The sequence below is a fragment of the Streptomyces sp. NPDC050423 genome (genome assembly GCF_040655445.1).
In the GTDB taxonomy this organism is placed as follows: Bacteria; Actinomycetota; Actinomycetes; order Streptomycetales; family Streptomycetaceae; genus Streptomyces.
Genome location: NZ_JBFAJY010000037.1, coordinates 1 through 16,589 on the forward strand (window position 1 = coordinate 1; position 16,589 = coordinate 16,589).

Sequence of the window (16,589 nt, forward strand, 5' to 3'; positions counted from 1 at the left end):
GCGGCACACCGTGGTGGTCGTCGGCGCGGGCTGGATCGGCGCCGAGTTCGCCACCGCGGCCCGCGCCGCGGGCTGCGAGGTCACCGTCGGCCCGGACCGTCGTAGTCGTCGCCGTAGGCCCCCTTGGAGGGGCGGCGGCGGCGCGGCGGGGCCTGGACCCCGTCGGCCAGCCGGCGGGCGGTGACGAGGAAGCCGGTGTGGCCGATCATCCGGTGGTCCGGGCGGACGGCGAGACCCTCGACGTGCCAGTTGCGGATCATCGACTCCCAGGGCTGCGGTTCCGCGAAGCAGCCGATCTCCCGGATGGACTCGACCGTCCGGGAGAGCTGGGTGGTGGTCGCCACGTACGCGCAGAGGATGCCGCCCGGGACGAGCGCCTTGGAGACGGCGTCCAGGCACTCCCAGGGCGCGAGCATGTCCAGGACGACGCGGTCGACGTCGGTGTCCGTCAGGTTGTCCTGGAGGTCACCGACGGTGAGTTCCCAGGCCGGGTGCGGGCTGCCGAAGTAGCGCTCGACGTTCTGCCGGGCGATCTCGGCGAAGTCCTCGCGGCGCTCGTAGGAGTGCAGCATGCCCTGCTCGCCGATGGCGCGGAGCAGGAAGGTGGAGAGGGCGCCGGATCCCACGCCGGCCTCCACGACACGGGCGCCGGGGAAGATGTCGCCGAAGGCCAGGATCTGCCCCGCGTCCTTGGGGTAGACCACGGCGGCGCCGCGGGGCATGGACAGGACGTAGTCGGGGAGCAGGGGACGCAGCGCGAGATAGACGACGTTCCCCGTGGTACGGACAACACTGCCCTCGGGAGCACCGATCAGCTCGTCGTGCGAGAAAGAACCCTTGTGGGTGTGGAAGTTCTTTCCGGCTTCGAGCGTGAAGGTGTAGTGGCGTCCCTTGGGATCGGTGAGCTGGACCTGGTCCCCGACTTTGAAGGGCCCACGTCGGCGGGCGGCACCGGTCGGTTCAGACATGTGACCAGCGTACCGGTGTTTCCGTGCGCTCCGACCGCCTGCCGGGACAGGGCCCGGGGCTCAGGCGGCGGGCCTGGCCATGGCGGCGACGAACGCCCGCTCGACGTCGGCCGTGGACAGCACCCCGTAGATCTCGCCGGTGTCCTCGACGACGAGGTACTCGGTGGCGGGGCTGGCCTTGAGCCGGTCCAGGAGGGCTTCGCCGGCCAGCTCGGCGGGGACCTTCATGCCGTCGGTGAGGTCCTGGGCGAGGCCGCTGACGGCGACCCAGGGGCGGCGGTGTTCGGGGACGGAGACGATGGCGGCCTCGCGGACGACGGCCTTGGGGTCGCCGTTTCCGTCGACGACGACGAGGGCGCGGGCGCCCGCCTCGTTGGCCCGGCGCAGCGCCTCGGAGAGCGGGGTGGCCGCCTCGACCGGTACGGCGCGCCGAGTGAGGGCGCGGGCGCGCAGGTCGGGGAGGTGCTCACGCAGCCGGGCCATGCGCAGGCTGTTGCCGGCTCCGGTCCAGATGATGGCGGCGAGGACCGCGGCGAGCAGGGCGTCGATGACGGTGTCCATGCCGCCGAGGTGGTCGGTCTTGTTCCCGAACGACCCGGTCCGGGTGAGGAGGGGAAGGCCGACGAGGGTGATGACGGCCAGGGCGCGGCCGACCCAGGCGGCGGCGACGGTGCCGCTCATCGGGCGGCCGGTGATCTTCCAGACGACGGCGCGGAGCATCCGGCCGCCGTCGAGCGGGAGGCCGGGCAGCAGGTTGAAGACGGCGACGATGAGGTTGGAGATCATCAGCCCGCCGAGGAGGACGCCGGGGACGGTGCCGCGCTCGACGAAGTTCAGCGGGATGTAGAAGACGCCGGCCAGGACGAGGGAGAGCAGCGGGCCGACGAAGGCGAGGACGAATTCGCGGCCGGGGGTCTCGGATTCCTTCTCGATCTCGGAGACGCCGCCGAAGAACTGGAGCTGGATGCGGCGCACCGGGAGCTTGTAGTGCAGCGCGACCACGGTGTGTGCGAGTTCGTGGACGAGCACGGAGGCGTAGAAGGCGATGGCGAAGAAGAGCGCGACGAGGTAGCGTGCCGCGCCCAGGCCGGGCAGGACCCGGTCGAGCTGGCCGCCGAAGACCCAGGTGATCAGGGCCGCGACGAGGAACCAGCTCGGTGCGACGTAGACCGGCACCCCGAAGGGGCGGCCCATGAGGATGCCGCCTCCGGGCTCTTCGCGGCGCCCCGGTTTGCCCTTGCCGGGGCCGGTGCCGGGGTCAGTTCCCCCGGCGCCGGGCTGCGGCCGCCCGCTGTTGCCGCTCTCGTCCACGAGGTCCCTTCGGTCGGTGCCGTCCGGCACGATCATGCAGTGTTCGGGGGTCTGTGGTCGATGGTATGCCGGTTGTTGTCAGTGGCGGGTCGTAGGGTCTTCGTCATGACCTCAGTGCCGCGGCCGCCTCAGCCGCCCTCGTCCCTTTCCCCGTCGCGGGCGAGTGACTTCATGCAGTGTCCCCTGCTGTACCGCTTCCGGGTCATCGACAAGCTGCCGCAGAAGCCCAGTGAGGCGGCTACCCGGGGGACGCTGGTCCATGCGGTGCTGGAGCGGCTCTTCGACAATCCGGCGACGGAGCGGACCCCCGGCCGGGCCACGGCGCTGATCCCGGCGCAGTGGGACCGGCTGCTGGAGTCGAAGCCGGAGCTGTCGGAGCTGTTCGCCGAGGATCCGCAGGGCGAGCGGCTCTCGCGCTGGCTGTCGGAGGCGGAGCGGCTCGTGGAGCGCTGGTTCTCGCTGGAGGATCCGACGCGGCTGGAGCCGGCCGAGCGGGAGCTGTTCGTCGAGACGGAGCTGGAGTCGGGGCTGCGGCTGCGCGGGGTGATCGACCGGATCGACGTGACACCGACGGGCGATGTCCGGATCGTCGACTACAAGACGGGGAAGGCGCCGCGTCCGGAGTACGCGGAGGGCGCCCTGTTCCAGATGAAGTTCTACGCGCTGGTCATCTGGCGGCTGAAGGGTGTGGTGCCGCGCAGGCTCCAGCTGGTCTATCTCGGCAGCGGGGACGTGATGACGTACGACCCGGTGGTGGCGGACCTGGAGCGGGTGGAGCGCAAGCTTCTGGCCCTGTGGGAGGCGATCTCGCTGGCCACGGAGACCGGTGAGTGGCGGCCGCGGCCGACGAAGTTGTGCGGCTGGTGCGACCATCAGGCGCTCTGTCCCGAATTCGGTGGCACTCCCCCGGTCTATCCGCTGTCGGTACGCCCGGCGGAGCCGGGGCAGGACGTCCAGGGCAGAATGGACCCGGTCCGTGCTGAGGCCGGCCGGCCTGTGGCCCTTGAAGGACCTTGAGGAGATTCTGTGGCAATCCGCGTCCTGCTGGTCGATGACCAACCGCTGCTGCGCACCGGCTTCCGGATGATTCTGGAGGCGGAGGGTGATCTCGCGGTGGTGGGCGAGGCCGGTGACGGTCTCCAGGCTCTCGATCAGGTGCGGGCGCTGCAGCCCGATGTGGTGCTGATGGACATCCGGATGCCGCGGATGGACGGTGTCGAGGCGACGCGTCAGATCACCGGTCCGGGCCGGGACGGTCCGGCGAAGGTGCTGGTGCTCACCACGTTCGATCTCGACGAGTACGTGGTGGAGGCGCTGCGTGCCGGTGCGAGCGGCTTCCTGCTGAAGGACGCCCCCGCCAATGAGCTGGTGCAGGCGATCCGGGTGGTCGCGGGCGGCGAGGCGATGCTCGCTCCGAGTATCACGCGCCGGCTGCTGGACAAGTACGCGGATCATCTGCCGTCCGGCGAGGAGCCGGTGCCGGACACGCTGAACACACTGACGGACCGCGAGGTGGAGGTTCTGAAGCTGGTGGCGCGTGGTCTGTCGAATGCGGAGATCGCCGCCGATCTGTTCGTCAGCGAGACGACGGTCAAGACGCATGTGGGGCACGTCCTGACGAAGCTGGGGCTGCGCGACCGGGTGCAGGCGGCCGTCTACGCCTATGAGAGCGGACTGGTGCGCCCCGGCGCCCAGTGACCCTGCCGGGGCTCAGCTCGTACCGCGGCCCAAGGGCTGTCCCGTGGTTCCTGGCGCCTGCCAGGGACTACGGGACAGGCCCCAGCTCCCAGAGCTGGAGGTCGGCGGAGGAGTTGACCGCCCACTGCACACCGGTGAGGCCGTCGCGGGAGGCGACGTACTGCTTGCCCTGCCAGACCGGGAGGACCGGGACGTCCTCGGCGACGATGTCCTGGAGCTCCTCGAAGGTCCTGGCGGCGGCACTGCGGTCGGCCTCGCGGCGGGACTTCGGGATGAGCGTCTCCTGGGCGGCGACCGACTTGTAGGGCGAGTTGAGGAAGTTGTTCCTGCCGAGGAAGGGCGCCGTGTAGTTGTCCGGGTCCGGGAAGTCGGGAAACCAGCCCATGCCGTAGACGGCGTACTCGCCCCGCAGTTCGGCCGCACGGTACTTCGCCCAGGGGGTGCCCTGGACGGTCACGTCGAACAGTCCGGTGTCGTTGAGCTGCTTGCGCAGTGTCCGGAACTCGGTCGCGGTGGCGTCGCCGTAGTGGTCGGTCGTGTAGTGCAGCGTGAACTTCACCGGAGTGTGGATCCCGGCGTCCTTGAGGATCTTGGTGGCCTTGGCCGTGCTGGGCTCGCCGTACTTGTTGAAGAACGAGTTGGTGTGCCCGGCGATACTGGACGGGATCAGCGAGTACAGGGGTTCGGCCGTGGCGCCGTACGCCTCGCTCGCGATCCGGCCGCGGTCGATGACCTGGGCGATGGCCTGGCGGACCGCCTTGTTCCGCACGGCGGGGTCGTCGGTGTCGAATCCGAGGTAGCTGATGGCGAGGCCGGGCATCTCGGTCAGCTTGATGCCGTCCTTGGGGTGCTCCAGCATCTTCTGCAACTGCTTCGGCGACATGGTGCGGGTCATCATGTCGATCTTCTTCTCGTCGAGTGCCCTGCCCATGGCGGTGGCGTCGGGGAAGAGATCCAGTTCGACCCTGTCGTTGTGCACCTTGAGATCCCCTTTGTAACGGGGATTCTTCGTGAAGACGACTTTTACGACCTGATCGTTCTTCACTTCCGGCCTCATCGTGTACGGACCGGAGCCGTCCACCTGGAATCCTTCGCGCGGGGAGGTCGCCGGGTATCTGTCCGACTGGACTATTCCGGCGGGCGGGGTGGCGAGCTTGTAGGGGAAGGTCGCGTCCGAGGTCCGGAGGTGGAATACGACCTCACGGTCACCCTTGGTCTCGACGGTGTCGATGTTGTCGAGCAGGGCGACGGGCCCATTGATGGACTTGATACGGATGACGCGGTCGATGGAGTACTTGACGTCCTCGGCGGTGACCGCGCTGCCGTCGGCGAATTCCAGGCCGTCGCGCAGCTTGCAGCGGTAGCTCTCGTTCTTCGTGTCCGTGAAGGCGCAGCTCTCGGCGGCCTCGGGCACCGGCTGGCCGCCGCCGCGCGGGACGTGCATCAGTGTCTGCACGGTCTGCCGCAGTACGTTCCAGACGCCCGCCTCGTAGCCGATGGCGGGGTCGAGCGGTGCGGGGGCGTCCTTCGAGCCGACGAACTGGTCCGTGGTGCCGACAACGATGGCGCCGCCGCCAACGCTCCCACCGTCCGACGCGCCGCAGGCGGCGAGCACGGGCGCGAGCAGGCCGACGACGGCCGGCAGCACCAGAGTCTTGCGATTCATCCTGAACGTTCTCCCTCACCCGGTCGTGGAGAAAACGACATTAGTAGGCCCCGTCGGCAATGCCGGACCAGTGCTTCCCGGCGCGTAATCGGATGGTGACGAAAACGCATGACGAGCCAATTCCCGGGTACGAGAATGATTCGTACAGGGATTCATGAACCGGGACACATGGGTGCACCAAAAAGGGCAGCCGAGTGAATCCCCCGAACACACAGACGATCAAAAGGGTGATGAAGGTCACTCGACGAACGACTCGGCGAACACATTCGAGTATTGGCGTGAAACCGACTTGCGCACACGCCAGCACGACAGGAAAGGCACGCTCCGACGCCGAGAGTTTTTCCATTCATTCACAGAAGTACTCTCCGGTATGCGACTCAACGCATTCCGGTGACCAGCCCTCTGAGAAATGCGAGGTCGACTTCTTCGAGAGAACTCACGACGACCCGGCCGTCAGCGGGTGCGATCGGTGACACCGACGGCACGGCGACCACCCGGCACCCGGCCGCCTCCGCCGCGGCCACCCCGGTCGCGGTGTCCTCGATGACCGCGCAGAGCCTCGGGTCGGCGCCGAAGCCGCTCGCGGCGGCGAGATACGGCTCCGGGTGCGGTTTCGTCCGGGTGACCTCGTCGCCCGCGACGGTCAGCGCGAAGTGGTGGTGGCCCACGGAGTCCAGCACCCGGTCGATGATCCGCCGGTGCGAGGCCGAGACCAGGGCGGTGGGGATCTCGTGCCTGCCCAGCTCGGCGAGCAGGCGGGCCGCGCCCGGCATCAGCGGCACACCGAGGCCGATGCGCTTCTCGAAGCGGTCGTTGAGCAGCTCGGTCAGCTCGGGGAGCGTGATGTCGGCGCCGGTGGATTCGATCAGGTACCCGGCGCTGCGGGTCATCGGTCCGCCGACGACCACCTCCCGCCACGCCTCGTCCAGCCGGTGCCCGAGGTCCGCGAAGACTTCCGTCTCGACGTCCCACCAGAAGCCCTCGGTGTCGACCAGAGTGCCGTCCATGTCGAGAAACACGGCCTGCAGGGCCGCGCCCTCGGCCGTACGGGTCAAGGACGCGGGAATCGTACTGGTCATCCGGCACACCTTTCATGAGGGGCGAGAAGGCCGGCCACCCTTCCCCGGAGGGAGGGCGACCGGCCTGCACTGGACCGACCAGTGTACGACTCGTCCCGCTACCACGCGTCGAACGGCGTCTTACCGCGCGTTGAAGTACTTGGCCTCGGGGTGGTGGATGACGATGGCGTCCGTGGACTGCTCCGGGTGGAGCTGGAACTCCTCGGACAGGTGCACGCCGATCCGCTCGGGCTGGAGCAGGTCGGCGATCTTCGCCCGGTCCTCCAGGTCCGGGCAGGCGCCGTAGCCGAGGGAGAAGCGCGCGCCCCGGTACTTCAGCGCGAACATGTCCTCGACCTCGGCCGGGTCCTCGCCGGCGAAGCCCAGCTCCGAGCGGACCCGGGCGTGCCAGTACTCGGCGAGCGCCTCGGCCAGCTGGACGGAGAGCCCGTGCAGCTCCAGGTAGTCCCGGTAGGCGTTGGCCTCGAAGAGCTTGGCGGTCTCGCCGCCGATCCTGGAGCCGACGGTGACGATCTGGAGGCCGATCACGTCCGTCTCGCCGGACTCCTCCGGGCGGAAGAAGTCCGCGAGGCACAGGCGGCGGCCGCGGCGCTGGCGCGGGAAGGTGAAGCGGGTGCGCTCCGAGCCGTCCTCGTGCAGCAGGATCAGGTCGTCGCCCTTGGAGACGCAGGGGAAGTAGCCGTAGACGACGGCGGCTTCCAGCAGGTTCTCGGTGTGCAGCTTGTCGAGCCAGCCGCGCAGGTGCGGGCGGCCCTCGGTCTCGGCCAGTTCCTCGTACGTCGGTCCGCCGCCGGCGCGGGACTGCTTGAGGCCCCACTGACCCTTGAAGAGGGCGCCCTCGTCGAGCCAGGAGGCGTACTCCTTGAGCTGGATGCCCTTGACGACCCGGGTGCCCCAGAACGGCGGGGCGGGGACCGGGTTGTCGACGGCCACGTCGGAGCGGACGCCCGTCTCCGGCTCCTCGGGCTCGGGTGCGGCGGTCTCGCGCTTGGGCACGCGGCGCTGCTTGAGCTCGGGCAGGGTGGCGCCCGGGACGCCGCGCTTGACCGCGATGAGCGCGTCCATCAGGCGTAGTCCCTCGAAGGCGTCGCGGGCGTAGCGGACCTCGCCTTCGTAGATTTCGTGCAGGTCCTGCTCCACGTAGGCGCGGGTGAGGGCGGCGCCGCCGAGGATTACGGGGTAGTCGGCGGCCAGCTTGCGCTGGTTGAGTTCCTGGAGGTTCTCCTTCATGATCACGGTGGACTTGACCAGGAGGCCGGACATCCCGATGACGTCGGCCCGGTGCTCCTCGGCGGCGTCCAGGATCGCGGAGACGGGCTGCTTGATGCCGATGTTGACGACGTTGAACCCGTTGTTGGACAGGATGATGTCGACGAGGTTCTTGCCGATGTCGTGGACGTCGCCGCGGACGGTGGCCAGGACGATGGTGCCCTTGCCCTCGGCGTCCGACTTCTCCATGTGCGGTTCCAGGTGGGCCACCGCTGTCTTCATGACCTCGGCGGACTGGAGCACGAACGGCAGCTGCATCTGGCCCGAGCCGAACAGTTCACCGACGACCTTCATGCCCTCCAGCAGGGTGTCGTTGACGATGTCGAGGGCCGGGCGGCTCCGGAGCGCCTCGTCGAGGTCGGCCTCCAGGCCGTTCTTCTCGCCGTCGATGATGCGGCGCTGGAGGCGCTCGTCGAGCGGCAGCGCGAGGAGTTCCTCGGCCCTGCCCGCCTTCATCGACTTCATGTTGACGCCGTCGAAGAGCGCCATGAGCTTCTGCAGCGGGTCGTAGCCCTCGGAGCGGCGGTCGTAGATCAGATCGAGCGCGACCTTCGCCTGCTCCTCCTCCAGCCGGGCGATCGGCAGGATCTTCGACGCGTGCACGATGGCGGAGTCGAGACCCGCCTTCACGCACTCGTCGAGGAAGACGGAGTTGAGCACGACCCGGGCGGCCGGGTTGAGGCCGAAGGAGATGTTCGACAGTCCGAGCGTGGTCTGGACGTCGGGGTGGCGCTTCTTCAGCTCGCGGATCGCCCCGATCGTCGCGATGCCGTCGCCCCGCGACTCCTCCTGGCCGGTGCAGATGGTGAAGGTCAGGCAGTCGATGAGGATGTCCGACTCCTGGATGCCCCAGTTGCCGGTCATGTCCTCGATGAGACGCTCCGCGATAGCAACCTTGTGCTCGACGGTGCGGGCCTGGCCCTCCTCGTCGATGGTCAGCGCGATCAACGCGGCACCGTGCTCGGCGGCCAGCCGGGTGACCTGCACGAACCGCGACTCGGGCCCGTCACCGTCCTCGTAGTTCACCGAGTTGAGGACCGCGCGCCCGCCGAGCTTCTCCAGCCCGGCCCGCAGCACGGGCAGCTCGGTGGAGTCCAGCACGATCGGCAGGGTCGAGGCGGTGGCGAAGCGGCCGGCCAGCTCCTCCATGTCGGCGACCCCGTCGCGGCCCACGTAGTCGACGCAGAGGTCGAGCATGTGCGCGCCCTCACGGATCTGGTCACGCGCCATCTCCACGCAGTCGTCCCAGCGGGCTTCCAGCATGGCCTCGCGGAACTTCCTGGACCCGTTGGCATTGGTCCGCTCACCGATCGCGAGGTACGAGGTGTCCTGGCGGAACGGCACCGTCTGGTAAAGCGACGCGGCGCCCGGCTCGGGGCGTGGGTCTCGGGTCGTGAGGGCGGAGCCCCGGACCCGGTCGACGACCTGGCGCAGATGCTCCGGAGTCGTACCGCAGCAGCCGCCCACCAGCGACAGCCCGTACTCCCGGACGAACGTCTCCTGGGCGTCCGCCAACCCCTCGGGACCGAGCGGGAAGTGCGCGCCGTCCTTGGTCAGGACCGGCAGGCCCGCATTGGGCATACAGAGCAGCGGGATGCGGGAATGCCGTGCGAGATAGCGCAGGTGCTCGCTCATCTCGGCCGGTCCGGTCGAGCAGTTCAGGCCGATCATGTCGACGCCGAGCGGCTCCAGGGCCGTCAGCGCGGCGCCGATCTCCGAGCCGAGGAGCATCGTCCCGGTCGTCTCGAACGCCAGCGAGACCAGCAGCGGCAGGTCGCTGCCCAGGGCCTCCAGCGCACGCCGCGCGCCCAGGATGCCGGCCTTCGTCTGCAGGAGGTCCTGCGTCGTCTCCACGATCAGCGCGTCCGCGCCACCCGCGATCAGCCCCTCGGCGTTCTGCTGGAATCCGTCGCGAAGCTTCACATACGGGGCGTGACCGAGCGTCGGCAGCTTCGTCCCGGGCCCCATGGAACCCAGCACCCAACGCTGCTGCCCGGTCGACACCGTGAACTCGTCCGCCACCTCACGGGCGATCCGCGCACCGGACTCCGACAGCTCGTGGACCCGCTCAGGAATGTCGTACTCACCGAGCGCCGCCGAGTTGGCACCGAAAGTGTTCGTCTCCACGCAGTCCACACCGACCGCGAAGTACTCCTCATGCACGCGACGCACGATGTCCGGGCGGGTCAGGTTCAAGACCTCATTGCAGCCCTCAAGGTTCTCGAAATCCTCAAGAGTCGGGTCCTGCGCCTGAAGCATGGTGCCCATCGCACCATCAGCCACCACCACACGAGTGGCGAGCGCTTCACGGAGGGCTGCGGATCGGGTCCGGCTGTCAGCGGAAGGGGTAGGCGACGAGGCCATGGATGTACTCCCTGGGATGCGACGGCTGTCGGCTTTGCGGCTTCGGCGGAAGGCGCACCCGGCCAGGGTAGCCGGGCGGCGCCCCTGACCGTCACTCTGTCCCACGAATCGGACTGCATGTTTTTCAGGGGGCTGTCCGGGCCGGGCGGGGTGCCGCAGAATTCCCCTGCGATGGAGCATGGGTCGGCATGGACCGATACTGTTCAGCATTGTCGAACCACAGTGGAGGAGTACGGCGCGATGGCCAAGAACATCCAGTCGCTGGAGCGGGCGGCCGCGATGCTGCGGCTGCTGGCGGGCGGCGAGCGGCGACTGGGACTCTCCGACATCGCCTCCTCGCTGGGTCTGGCCAAGGGCACCGCGCACGGCATCCTGCGCACGCTCCAGCACGAGGGCTTCGTCGAGCAGGACGCCGCCTCCGGCCGCTATCAGGTCGGCGCCGAGCTGCTGCGCCTGGGCAACAGCTATCTGGACGTCCACGAGCTGCGGGCCCGCGCGCTGGTCTGGACGGACGACCTGGCCCGTTCCAGCGGTGAGAGCGCCCATCTGGGCGTCCTGCACCAGCAGGGCGTCCTCATCGTCCATCACGTCTTCCGGCCCGACGACAGCCGGCAGGTCCTGGAGGTCGGGGCCATGCAGCCGCTGCACTCCACGGCCCTGGGCAAGGTGCTGGCGGCCCACGACCCGGTGGCGCACACGGAGGCCATGGAGTCCGAGCGGCAGTCCTTCACGCCCCGCACCGTCACCGATCCGGAGGAGTTCGAGTCGATGCTCGACCTGATCCGCGCGCGCGGCTGGGCGGACGACATGGAGGAGACCTGGGAGGGCGTCGCCGCGGTGGCCGCCCCGATCCACGACCGGCGCCGGATGCCGGTCGGCGCCGTGGCCGTGACCGGTGCGGTGGAGCGGGTCTGCGCGGGCGGCGAGCTGCGGCCCGACCTCGTCGCGGCGGTACGGGACTGCGCCCGCGCGGTCTCCCGGGATCTGGGCGCCAGGCGCTTCTGAGAGCCGGCCGGGTGCCCGCCGGGCAGACGGTCCGGGCCCCGGACGGAATCAACGCAGTCATCGGCGATGAGCGGCTCAATCGAGTTGTAGGCCACAGACCCCTTGACGCCCCATTCACCTGAGCGAAACACTGCCGTTCACCGGTCGGCATTGTCGAACACCTGACGGAAACAAGCGTTAGGGTGTGACAGTGCGAAGGGCCGGTAACGCCCTCACCTGAGGGCGCGGACCACCGGAGGGACCCGGGGTTCGGCTTCCTGGACGAAGGACAAAGGAGTCGCGGGTGTCCAGCTCCGACATCTTCATCGGCGAGACCATAGGTACCGCCGTGCTCATCCTGCTCGGCGCCGGTGTCTGTGCCGCCGTCACTCTCAAGCACTCGAAGGCACAGAACGCCGGCTGGCTCGCGATCACCTTCGGGTGGGGTTTCGCGGTCCTGACCGGCGCTTACCTGGCGGGCGGTGTGTCCGGCGCGCATCTCAACCCGGCCGTCACCATCGGTCTGGCGATCGAGGGCGGCACCAAGTGGAGCGACGTACCGCTCTACCTCGCCTCCGAGCTCCTCGGCGCGATGATCGGCGCGGTGCTGGTCTGGCTGACCTATTACGGGCAGTTCCGGGCGCATCTGACGGATCCGGAGATCCTGAAGGCCCATACGGGTGAAGAGGGCATGGTCGACCGGGCGGCGGCCCCCAAGGCCGGACCGGTGCTCGGCATCTTCTCGACGGGCCCGGAGATCCGCAACGTCGTGCAGAACGTCGTCACCGAGGTCATCGCCACGGTCGTACTCGTCCTGGCGATCCTCACCCAGGGCCTCAACGACAACGGCAACGGCCTCGGCACGCTCGGCGCGCTGATCACCGCCCTGGTCGTCGTCGCCATCGGCCTCTCGCTCGGCGGCCCGACGGGATACGCGATCAACCCGGTTCGCGACCTCGGCCCGCGTATCGTGCACGCGCTGCTTCCGCTGCCGAACAAGGGCGGCTCCGACTGGGGCTACGCCTGGATCCCGGTCGTCGGCCCCCTCATCGGCGGCGCGCTCGCGGGCGGGCTCTACAACCTCGCGTTCGCCTGAGCCGCAGAGCCCCGCGCCGTAACCCCAAGACCTCACAGACCTTCCGGGAGAGCACACCGTGACCGACACACCCACCACCGGCACCCACGGCACCGGGCCGTTCATCGCGGCCATCGACCAGGGCACCACCTCCAGCCGTTGCATCGTCTTCGACAAGGACGGCCGGATCGTCTCCGTCGACCAGAAGGAGCACGAGCAGATCTTCCCGAAACCGGGCTGGGTCGAGCACAACGCGACCGAGATCTGGGAGAACGTCCAGGAGGTCGTGGCGGGCGCCATCGTCAAGGCCGGCATCACCGCCGCCGACGTGAAGGCGATCGGCATCACCAACCAGCGCGAGACCACGCTGATGTGGGACAAGCACACCGGTGAGCCCGTCCACAACGCCCTCGTCTGGCAGGACACCCGCACCGACGCGCTCTGCAAGGAGCTCGGCCGCAACGTGGGCCAGGACCGCTTCCGCCGCGAGACCGGGCTGCCGCTCGCCTCGTACTTCGCCGGGCCCAAGGTCCGCTGGCTGCTCGACAACGTCGAGGGTCTGCGCGAGCGCGCCGAGCGCGGCGACATCCTCTTCGGCACCATGGACTCCTGGATCATCTGGAACCTGACCGGCGGCACCGAGGGCGGCGTGCACGTCACCGACGTCACCAACGCCTCGCGCACGCTCCTGATGAACCTGCACAACATGGCGTGGGACGACAAGATCCTCGCGTCCATCGGCATCCCGGCCGCGGTGCTCCCCGAGATCCGGTCCTCGGCCGAGGTCTACGGCCATGCCAAGGGCGGCGTGCTCGACGGGGTCCCGGTCGCCTCCGCGCTCGGTGACCAGCAGGCCGCGCTGTTCGGCCAGACGTGTTTCGCCGAGGGCGAGGCCAAGTCCACGTACGGCACCGGCACCTTCATGCTGCTGAACACCGGCGAGACGCCCGTCAACTCCTACAACGGGCTGCTGACCACGGTCGGCTACCAGATCGGCGAGCAGAAGCCGGTCTACGCCCTGGAGGGGTCGATCGCCGTCACCGGTTCGCTGGTGCAGTGGATGCGCGACCAGATGGGCCTGATCCAGTCCGCGGCCGAGATCGAGACCCTGGCCTCGTCGGTCGAGGACAACGGCGGCGCGTACTTCGTGCCCGCCTTCTCCGGCCTGTTCGCCCCGTACTGGCGCCCCGACGCCCGCGGCGTCATCGCCGGTCTCACCCGCTACGTCACCAAGGCGCACATCGCCCGTGCCGTGCTGGAGGCCACCGCCTGGCAGACCCGCGAGATCAGCGACGCCATGACCAAGGACTCCGGCGTCGAGCTGACCGCGCTCAAGGTCGACGGCGGCATGACCTCCAACAACCTGCTGATGCAGACGCTCGCCGACTTCCTGGACGCACCCGTGGTGCGGCCCATGGTCGCCGAGACCACCTGCCTCGGCGCCGCCTACGCCGCCGGCCTGGCCGTCGGCTTCTGGCCGGACACCGACGCGCTGCGCGCCAACTGGCGCCGGGCCGCCGAGTGGACCCCCCGCATGGACGCGGACACCCGCGACCGCGAGTACAAGAGCTGGCTCAAGGCTGTGGAACGCTCCATGGGCTGGCTCGACGACAGCACTGCCGAGGAGTAGAGAACATGACCACCCTGCAGAGCGTCCCCGCCCTCGGGACGCATCCGGCCTCCGGCTCCCTTCCGAGCCGCGCCGAGACCCGGGAGCAGCTTTCCAAGGCGACGTACGACCTCCTGGTGATCGGCGGCGGCATCCTGGGCATCTCCACCGCCTGGCACGCCGCGCAGTCCGGGCTGCGGGTGGCCCTGGTGGACGCCGGCGACTTCGCCGGCGCCACCTCCTCCGCCTCCTCCAAGCTGCTCCACGGCGGTCTGCGCTACCTGCAGACCGGCGCGGTGAAGCTGGTGGCGGAGAACCACTTCGAGCGGCGTGCGGTGTCCCGTCAGGTCGCACCGCACCTCGCCAACCCGCTCACCTTCTACCTGCCGGTCTACAAGGGCGGGCCGCACGGCGCGGCCAAGCTCGGCGCGGGCGTGTTCGCGTACTCGGCGCTCTCCGCCTTCGGTGACGGCGTGGGCCACGTGATCAGCCCGGCGAAGGCGCAGCGCGATGTGCCGGAGCTGCGTACCGACAACCTGAAGGCCGTCGCGGTCTACGGCGACGACCAGATGAACGACGCGCGGATGGCGCTGATGACGGTCCGTGCGGCCGTCGAGGCGGGCGCCGCCGTGCTCAACCACGCCGCCGTGACCGGGCTCCGCTTCACCAGGGGCCGGGTGACCGGTGCCGAGCTGCGGGATTCCGTGGACGGCACGGAGTTCGGGATCAACGCCCGGCTGGTGCTCAACGCCACCGGGCCGTGGGTCGACCACCTGCGGAAGATGGAGAACCCGGACGCGGCGCCCTCGATACGTCTCTCCAAGGGCGCGCACCTCGTGCTCAAGCGCACCAGCCCGTGGAAGGCGGCGCTCGCCACCCCGATCGACAAGTACCGGATCACGTTCGCCCTGCCGTGGGAGGACATGCTGCTGCTCGGCACGACGGACGAGGAGTACGAGGGCGATCCGGCGGATGTCGCGGTCACCGAGAAGGACACCGCGCAGATCCTGGACGAGGCGGCGTTCTCGGTCCGGGACCAGCAGCTGTCGCGCGATCTGATCACGTACTCCTTCGCAGGTCTGCGGGTGCTGCCCGGCGGTCCCGGCGGCACCTCCAAGGCGAAGCGCGAGACGGTCGTGACGGAGGGCCGCGGCGGGATGCTGTCGGTGGCGGGCGGCAAGTGGACGACGTTCCGCCACATCGGCCGCACGGTGATGAACAAGCTGGCCGCGCTCCCCGGTCACCCACTGGCCGAGGACATGGAGCCGATGGCCCGGCTGCCGAAGAAGCTCCCGCTGCCGGGTATCGCCAACCCGAACGCGGTCGCACACCGGCTGCTGGTCGACGGGGGCACTCCCGGACCGCGGATGTCCGCCGACACGGCACGGCACCTGGCCACGCACTACGGCTCGCTGTCCTTCGACATCGCCCGGCTGGCCAACGAGAACCCGGCGCTCGCCGAGCGCATCCACCCGGACGCGCCGGAGATCTGGGCACAGGTCGCCTACGCCCGCGACCACGAGTGGGCCGAGACGGCGGACGACGTGCTGCGGCGCCGGACGACGCTGACGATCCGGGGTCTGGCCACGGACGAGATCCGGGCCGGCGTCGAGTCGGTGCTCGGCGACCGCAGGAGCTGACGCGCCGGGAGGGGGCGGTGTCCATCCATGGACGCCGCCCCCTCCCGTACGTACCGGCGACCGCGGACGCTTTCGGACTCCGCCGTACGGAACCGGTCGAAACGCCCCGACTCGTGGGACCGTCGTCGCACAGGTTGCCCCGAAGGGCGCACCGGCCGCCTCCAGGGACGCATAATGGGGCGATACATCGGATGTCTGGAGGTCGCCCATGGCTGTCACTGACGAGGCCATCGAGAAGATCAAGGGAATGATCGTCTCGGGTGCGCTACGGCCCGGCGATCGTCTCCCCAAGGAGAGCGAACTCGCCGCGGAGCTCGGCCTGTCCCGCAACTCGCTGCGGGAGGCGGTGCGCGCCCTGTCGCTGATGCGGATTCTCGACGTGCGGCAGGGCGACGGCACGTATGTCACCAGTCTGGATCCGCAGTTGCTGCTGGAGGCGCTGAGCTTCGTGGTGGACTTCCACCGCGACGACACGGTGCTGGAGTTCCTGGCGGTCCGCCGGATCCTGGAGCCGGCCGCGACCGCGATGGCGGCGAGCCGGATCACCGAGGAGCAGCTGGATCTGCTGAGCTCCCAGCTGGACGCCCTGGGCAGCCGCCCCTCGGTCGAGGAGCTGGTGGCCTGCGATCTGGAGTTCCACCGCGGCATCGTCCAGTCGTCCGGCAACTCGGTGCTCTGCTCGCTGCTCGACGGTCTTTCGGGGCCGACGACGCGGGCCCGGGTCTGGCGCGGTCTCACCCAGGAGGACGCGGTGAGCCGCACGCTGCACGAGCACCGGGCGATCGTGTCGGCGCTGCGGGACCGCGACGCGGAGGCCGCGCGGTCCTGGGCGACGGTGCATGTGGCCAGCGTGGAGCAGTGGCTGCGGTCGACGCTGTAGCCACGGGCGCGGGGTGAACCGGGGCTCCGTCCCGCACCCCAAACGC

At 69.5% G+C, this 16,589-nt stretch carries 12 protein-coding genes and 1 pseudogene; 8 read left to right on the top strand and 5 right to left on the bottom strand.

Annotated features, from left to right (window positions below):
- A pseudogene (locus tag AB0I52_RS24785) lies at positions 1-88 on the top strand (NAD-binding protein); the annotation flags it as partial.
- Here the strand turns inward: AB0I52_RS24785 and AB0I52_RS24790 are convergent.
- Positions 81-968, bottom strand: a complete 888-nt coding sequence (locus tag AB0I52_RS24790; RefSeq protein WP_363076012.1) for a tRNA (adenine-N1)-methyltransferase — start codon at positions 966-968, stop codon at positions 81-83. The pseudogene AB0I52_RS24785 and the gene AB0I52_RS24790 overlap by 8 nt on opposite strands.
- A gap of 60 nt (positions 969-1,028) precedes the next feature.
- Positions 1,029-2,279 carry a site-2 protease family protein gene (locus tag AB0I52_RS24795; protein WP_363076148.1) on the bottom strand — a complete coding sequence of 417 codons (1,251 nt, stop codon included), beginning with the start codon at positions 2,277-2,279 and terminating at the stop codon, positions 1,029-1,031.
- 171 nt (positions 2,280-2,450) lie between these two features.
- Between AB0I52_RS24795 and AB0I52_RS24800 the strand changes: the two genes are divergently transcribed.
- On the top strand, positions 2,451-3,296 hold the full coding sequence (locus AB0I52_RS24800; protein ID WP_363076014.1) for a PD-(D/E)XK nuclease family protein: 846 nt from the start codon (positions 2,451-2,453) through the stop codon (positions 3,294-3,296).
- Between the two features lie 9 nt (positions 3,297-3,305).
- Positions 3,306-3,977: a response regulator transcription factor gene (locus AB0I52_RS24805; protein ID WP_363030406.1), complete on the top strand. Its 672-nt coding sequence runs from the start codon at positions 3,306-3,308 to the stop codon at positions 3,975-3,977.
- Positions 3,978-4,044: 67 nt separating this feature from the next.
- On the opposite strand, the gene AB0I52_RS24810 is transcribed toward AB0I52_RS24805, so the two are convergent.
- The 3 genes from AB0I52_RS24810 to metH form a co-directional block, all read right to left on the bottom strand.
- The gene (locus tag AB0I52_RS24810) at positions 4,045-5,643 is read right to left on the bottom strand and encodes an ABC transporter substrate-binding protein (protein WP_363076016.1); all 1,599 of its coding nucleotides are present in this window, start codon (positions 5,641-5,643) and stop codon (positions 4,045-4,047) included.
- A gap of 377 nt (positions 5,644-6,020) precedes the next feature.
- Complete coding sequence (locus AB0I52_RS24815) at positions 6,021-6,722, bottom strand: HAD family phosphatase (protein WP_363076018.1); 702 nt, start codon at positions 6,720-6,722, stop codon at positions 6,021-6,023.
- 120 nt (positions 6,723-6,842) lie between these two features.
- Positions 6,843-10,355 carry a methionine synthase gene (metH, locus tag AB0I52_RS24820; protein WP_363076020.1) on the bottom strand — a complete coding sequence of 1,171 codons (3,513 nt, stop codon included), beginning with the start codon at positions 10,353-10,355 and terminating at the stop codon, positions 6,843-6,845.
- A gap of 240 nt (positions 10,356-10,595) precedes the next feature.
- Here metH and AB0I52_RS24825 point away from each other — a divergent pair, with 240 nt between their 5' ends.
- From AB0I52_RS24825 to AB0I52_RS24845, 5 genes are all read left to right on the top strand, one after another.
- Entirely contained in the window at positions 10,596-11,360 is a 765-nt protein-coding gene (locus AB0I52_RS24825; protein WP_363076022.1) for an IclR family transcriptional regulator, read from the top strand.
- Between the two features lie 283 nt (positions 11,361-11,643).
- On the top strand, positions 11,644-12,435 hold the full coding sequence (locus AB0I52_RS24830) for an MIP/aquaporin family protein (RefSeq protein ID WP_363076024.1): 792 nt from the start codon (positions 11,644-11,646) through the stop codon (positions 12,433-12,435).
- Positions 12,436-12,493: 58 nt separating this feature from the next.
- Complete coding sequence (glpK, locus tag AB0I52_RS24835) at positions 12,494-14,044, top strand: glycerol kinase GlpK (protein WP_363076026.1); 1,551 nt, start codon at positions 12,494-12,496, stop codon at positions 14,042-14,044.
- Between the two features lie 5 nt (positions 14,045-14,049).
- Entirely contained in the window at positions 14,050-15,663 is a 1,614-nt protein-coding gene (locus AB0I52_RS24840) for a glycerol-3-phosphate dehydrogenase/oxidase (protein ID WP_363076028.1), read from the top strand.
- Positions 15,664-15,871: 208 nt separating this feature from the next.
- Positions 15,872-16,543 carry a FadR/GntR family transcriptional regulator gene (locus tag AB0I52_RS24845; protein ID WP_363076030.1) on the top strand — a complete coding sequence of 224 codons (672 nt, stop codon included), beginning with the start codon at positions 15,872-15,874 and terminating at the stop codon, positions 16,541-16,543.
- Positions 16,544-16,589: the final 46 nt, after the last annotated feature.

Coding starts and splice junctions, on each gene's coding strand:
- AB0I52_RS24790 (WP_363076012.1), bottom strand. CDS start 968: ATGTCTGAACCGACCGGTGCCGCCCGCCGACGTGGGCCCTTCAAAGTC.
- AB0I52_RS24800 (WP_363076014.1), top strand. CDS start 2,451: ATGCAGTGTCCCCTGCTGTACCGCTTCCGGGTCATCGACAAGCTGCCG.
- AB0I52_RS24810 (WP_363076016.1), bottom strand. CDS start 5,643: ATGAATCGCAAGACTCTGGTGCTGCCGGCCGTCGTCGGCCTGCTCGCG.
- AB0I52_RS24815 (WP_363076018.1), bottom strand. CDS start 6,722: ATGACCAGTACGATTCCCGCGTCCTTGACCCGTACGGCCGAGGGCGCG.
- metH (WP_363076020.1), bottom strand. CDS start 10,355: ATGGCCTCGTCGCCTACCCCTTCCGCTGACAGCCGGACCCGATCCGCA.
- AB0I52_RS24825 (WP_363076022.1), top strand. CDS start 10,596: ATGGCCAAGAACATCCAGTCGCTGGAGCGGGCGGCCGCGATGCTGCGG.
- AB0I52_RS24840 (WP_363076028.1), top strand. CDS start 14,050: ATGACCACCCTGCAGAGCGTCCCCGCCCTCGGGACGCATCCGGCCTCC.
- AB0I52_RS24845 (WP_363076030.1), top strand. CDS start 15,872: ATGGCTGTCACTGACGAGGCCATCGAGAAGATCAAGGGAATGATCGTC.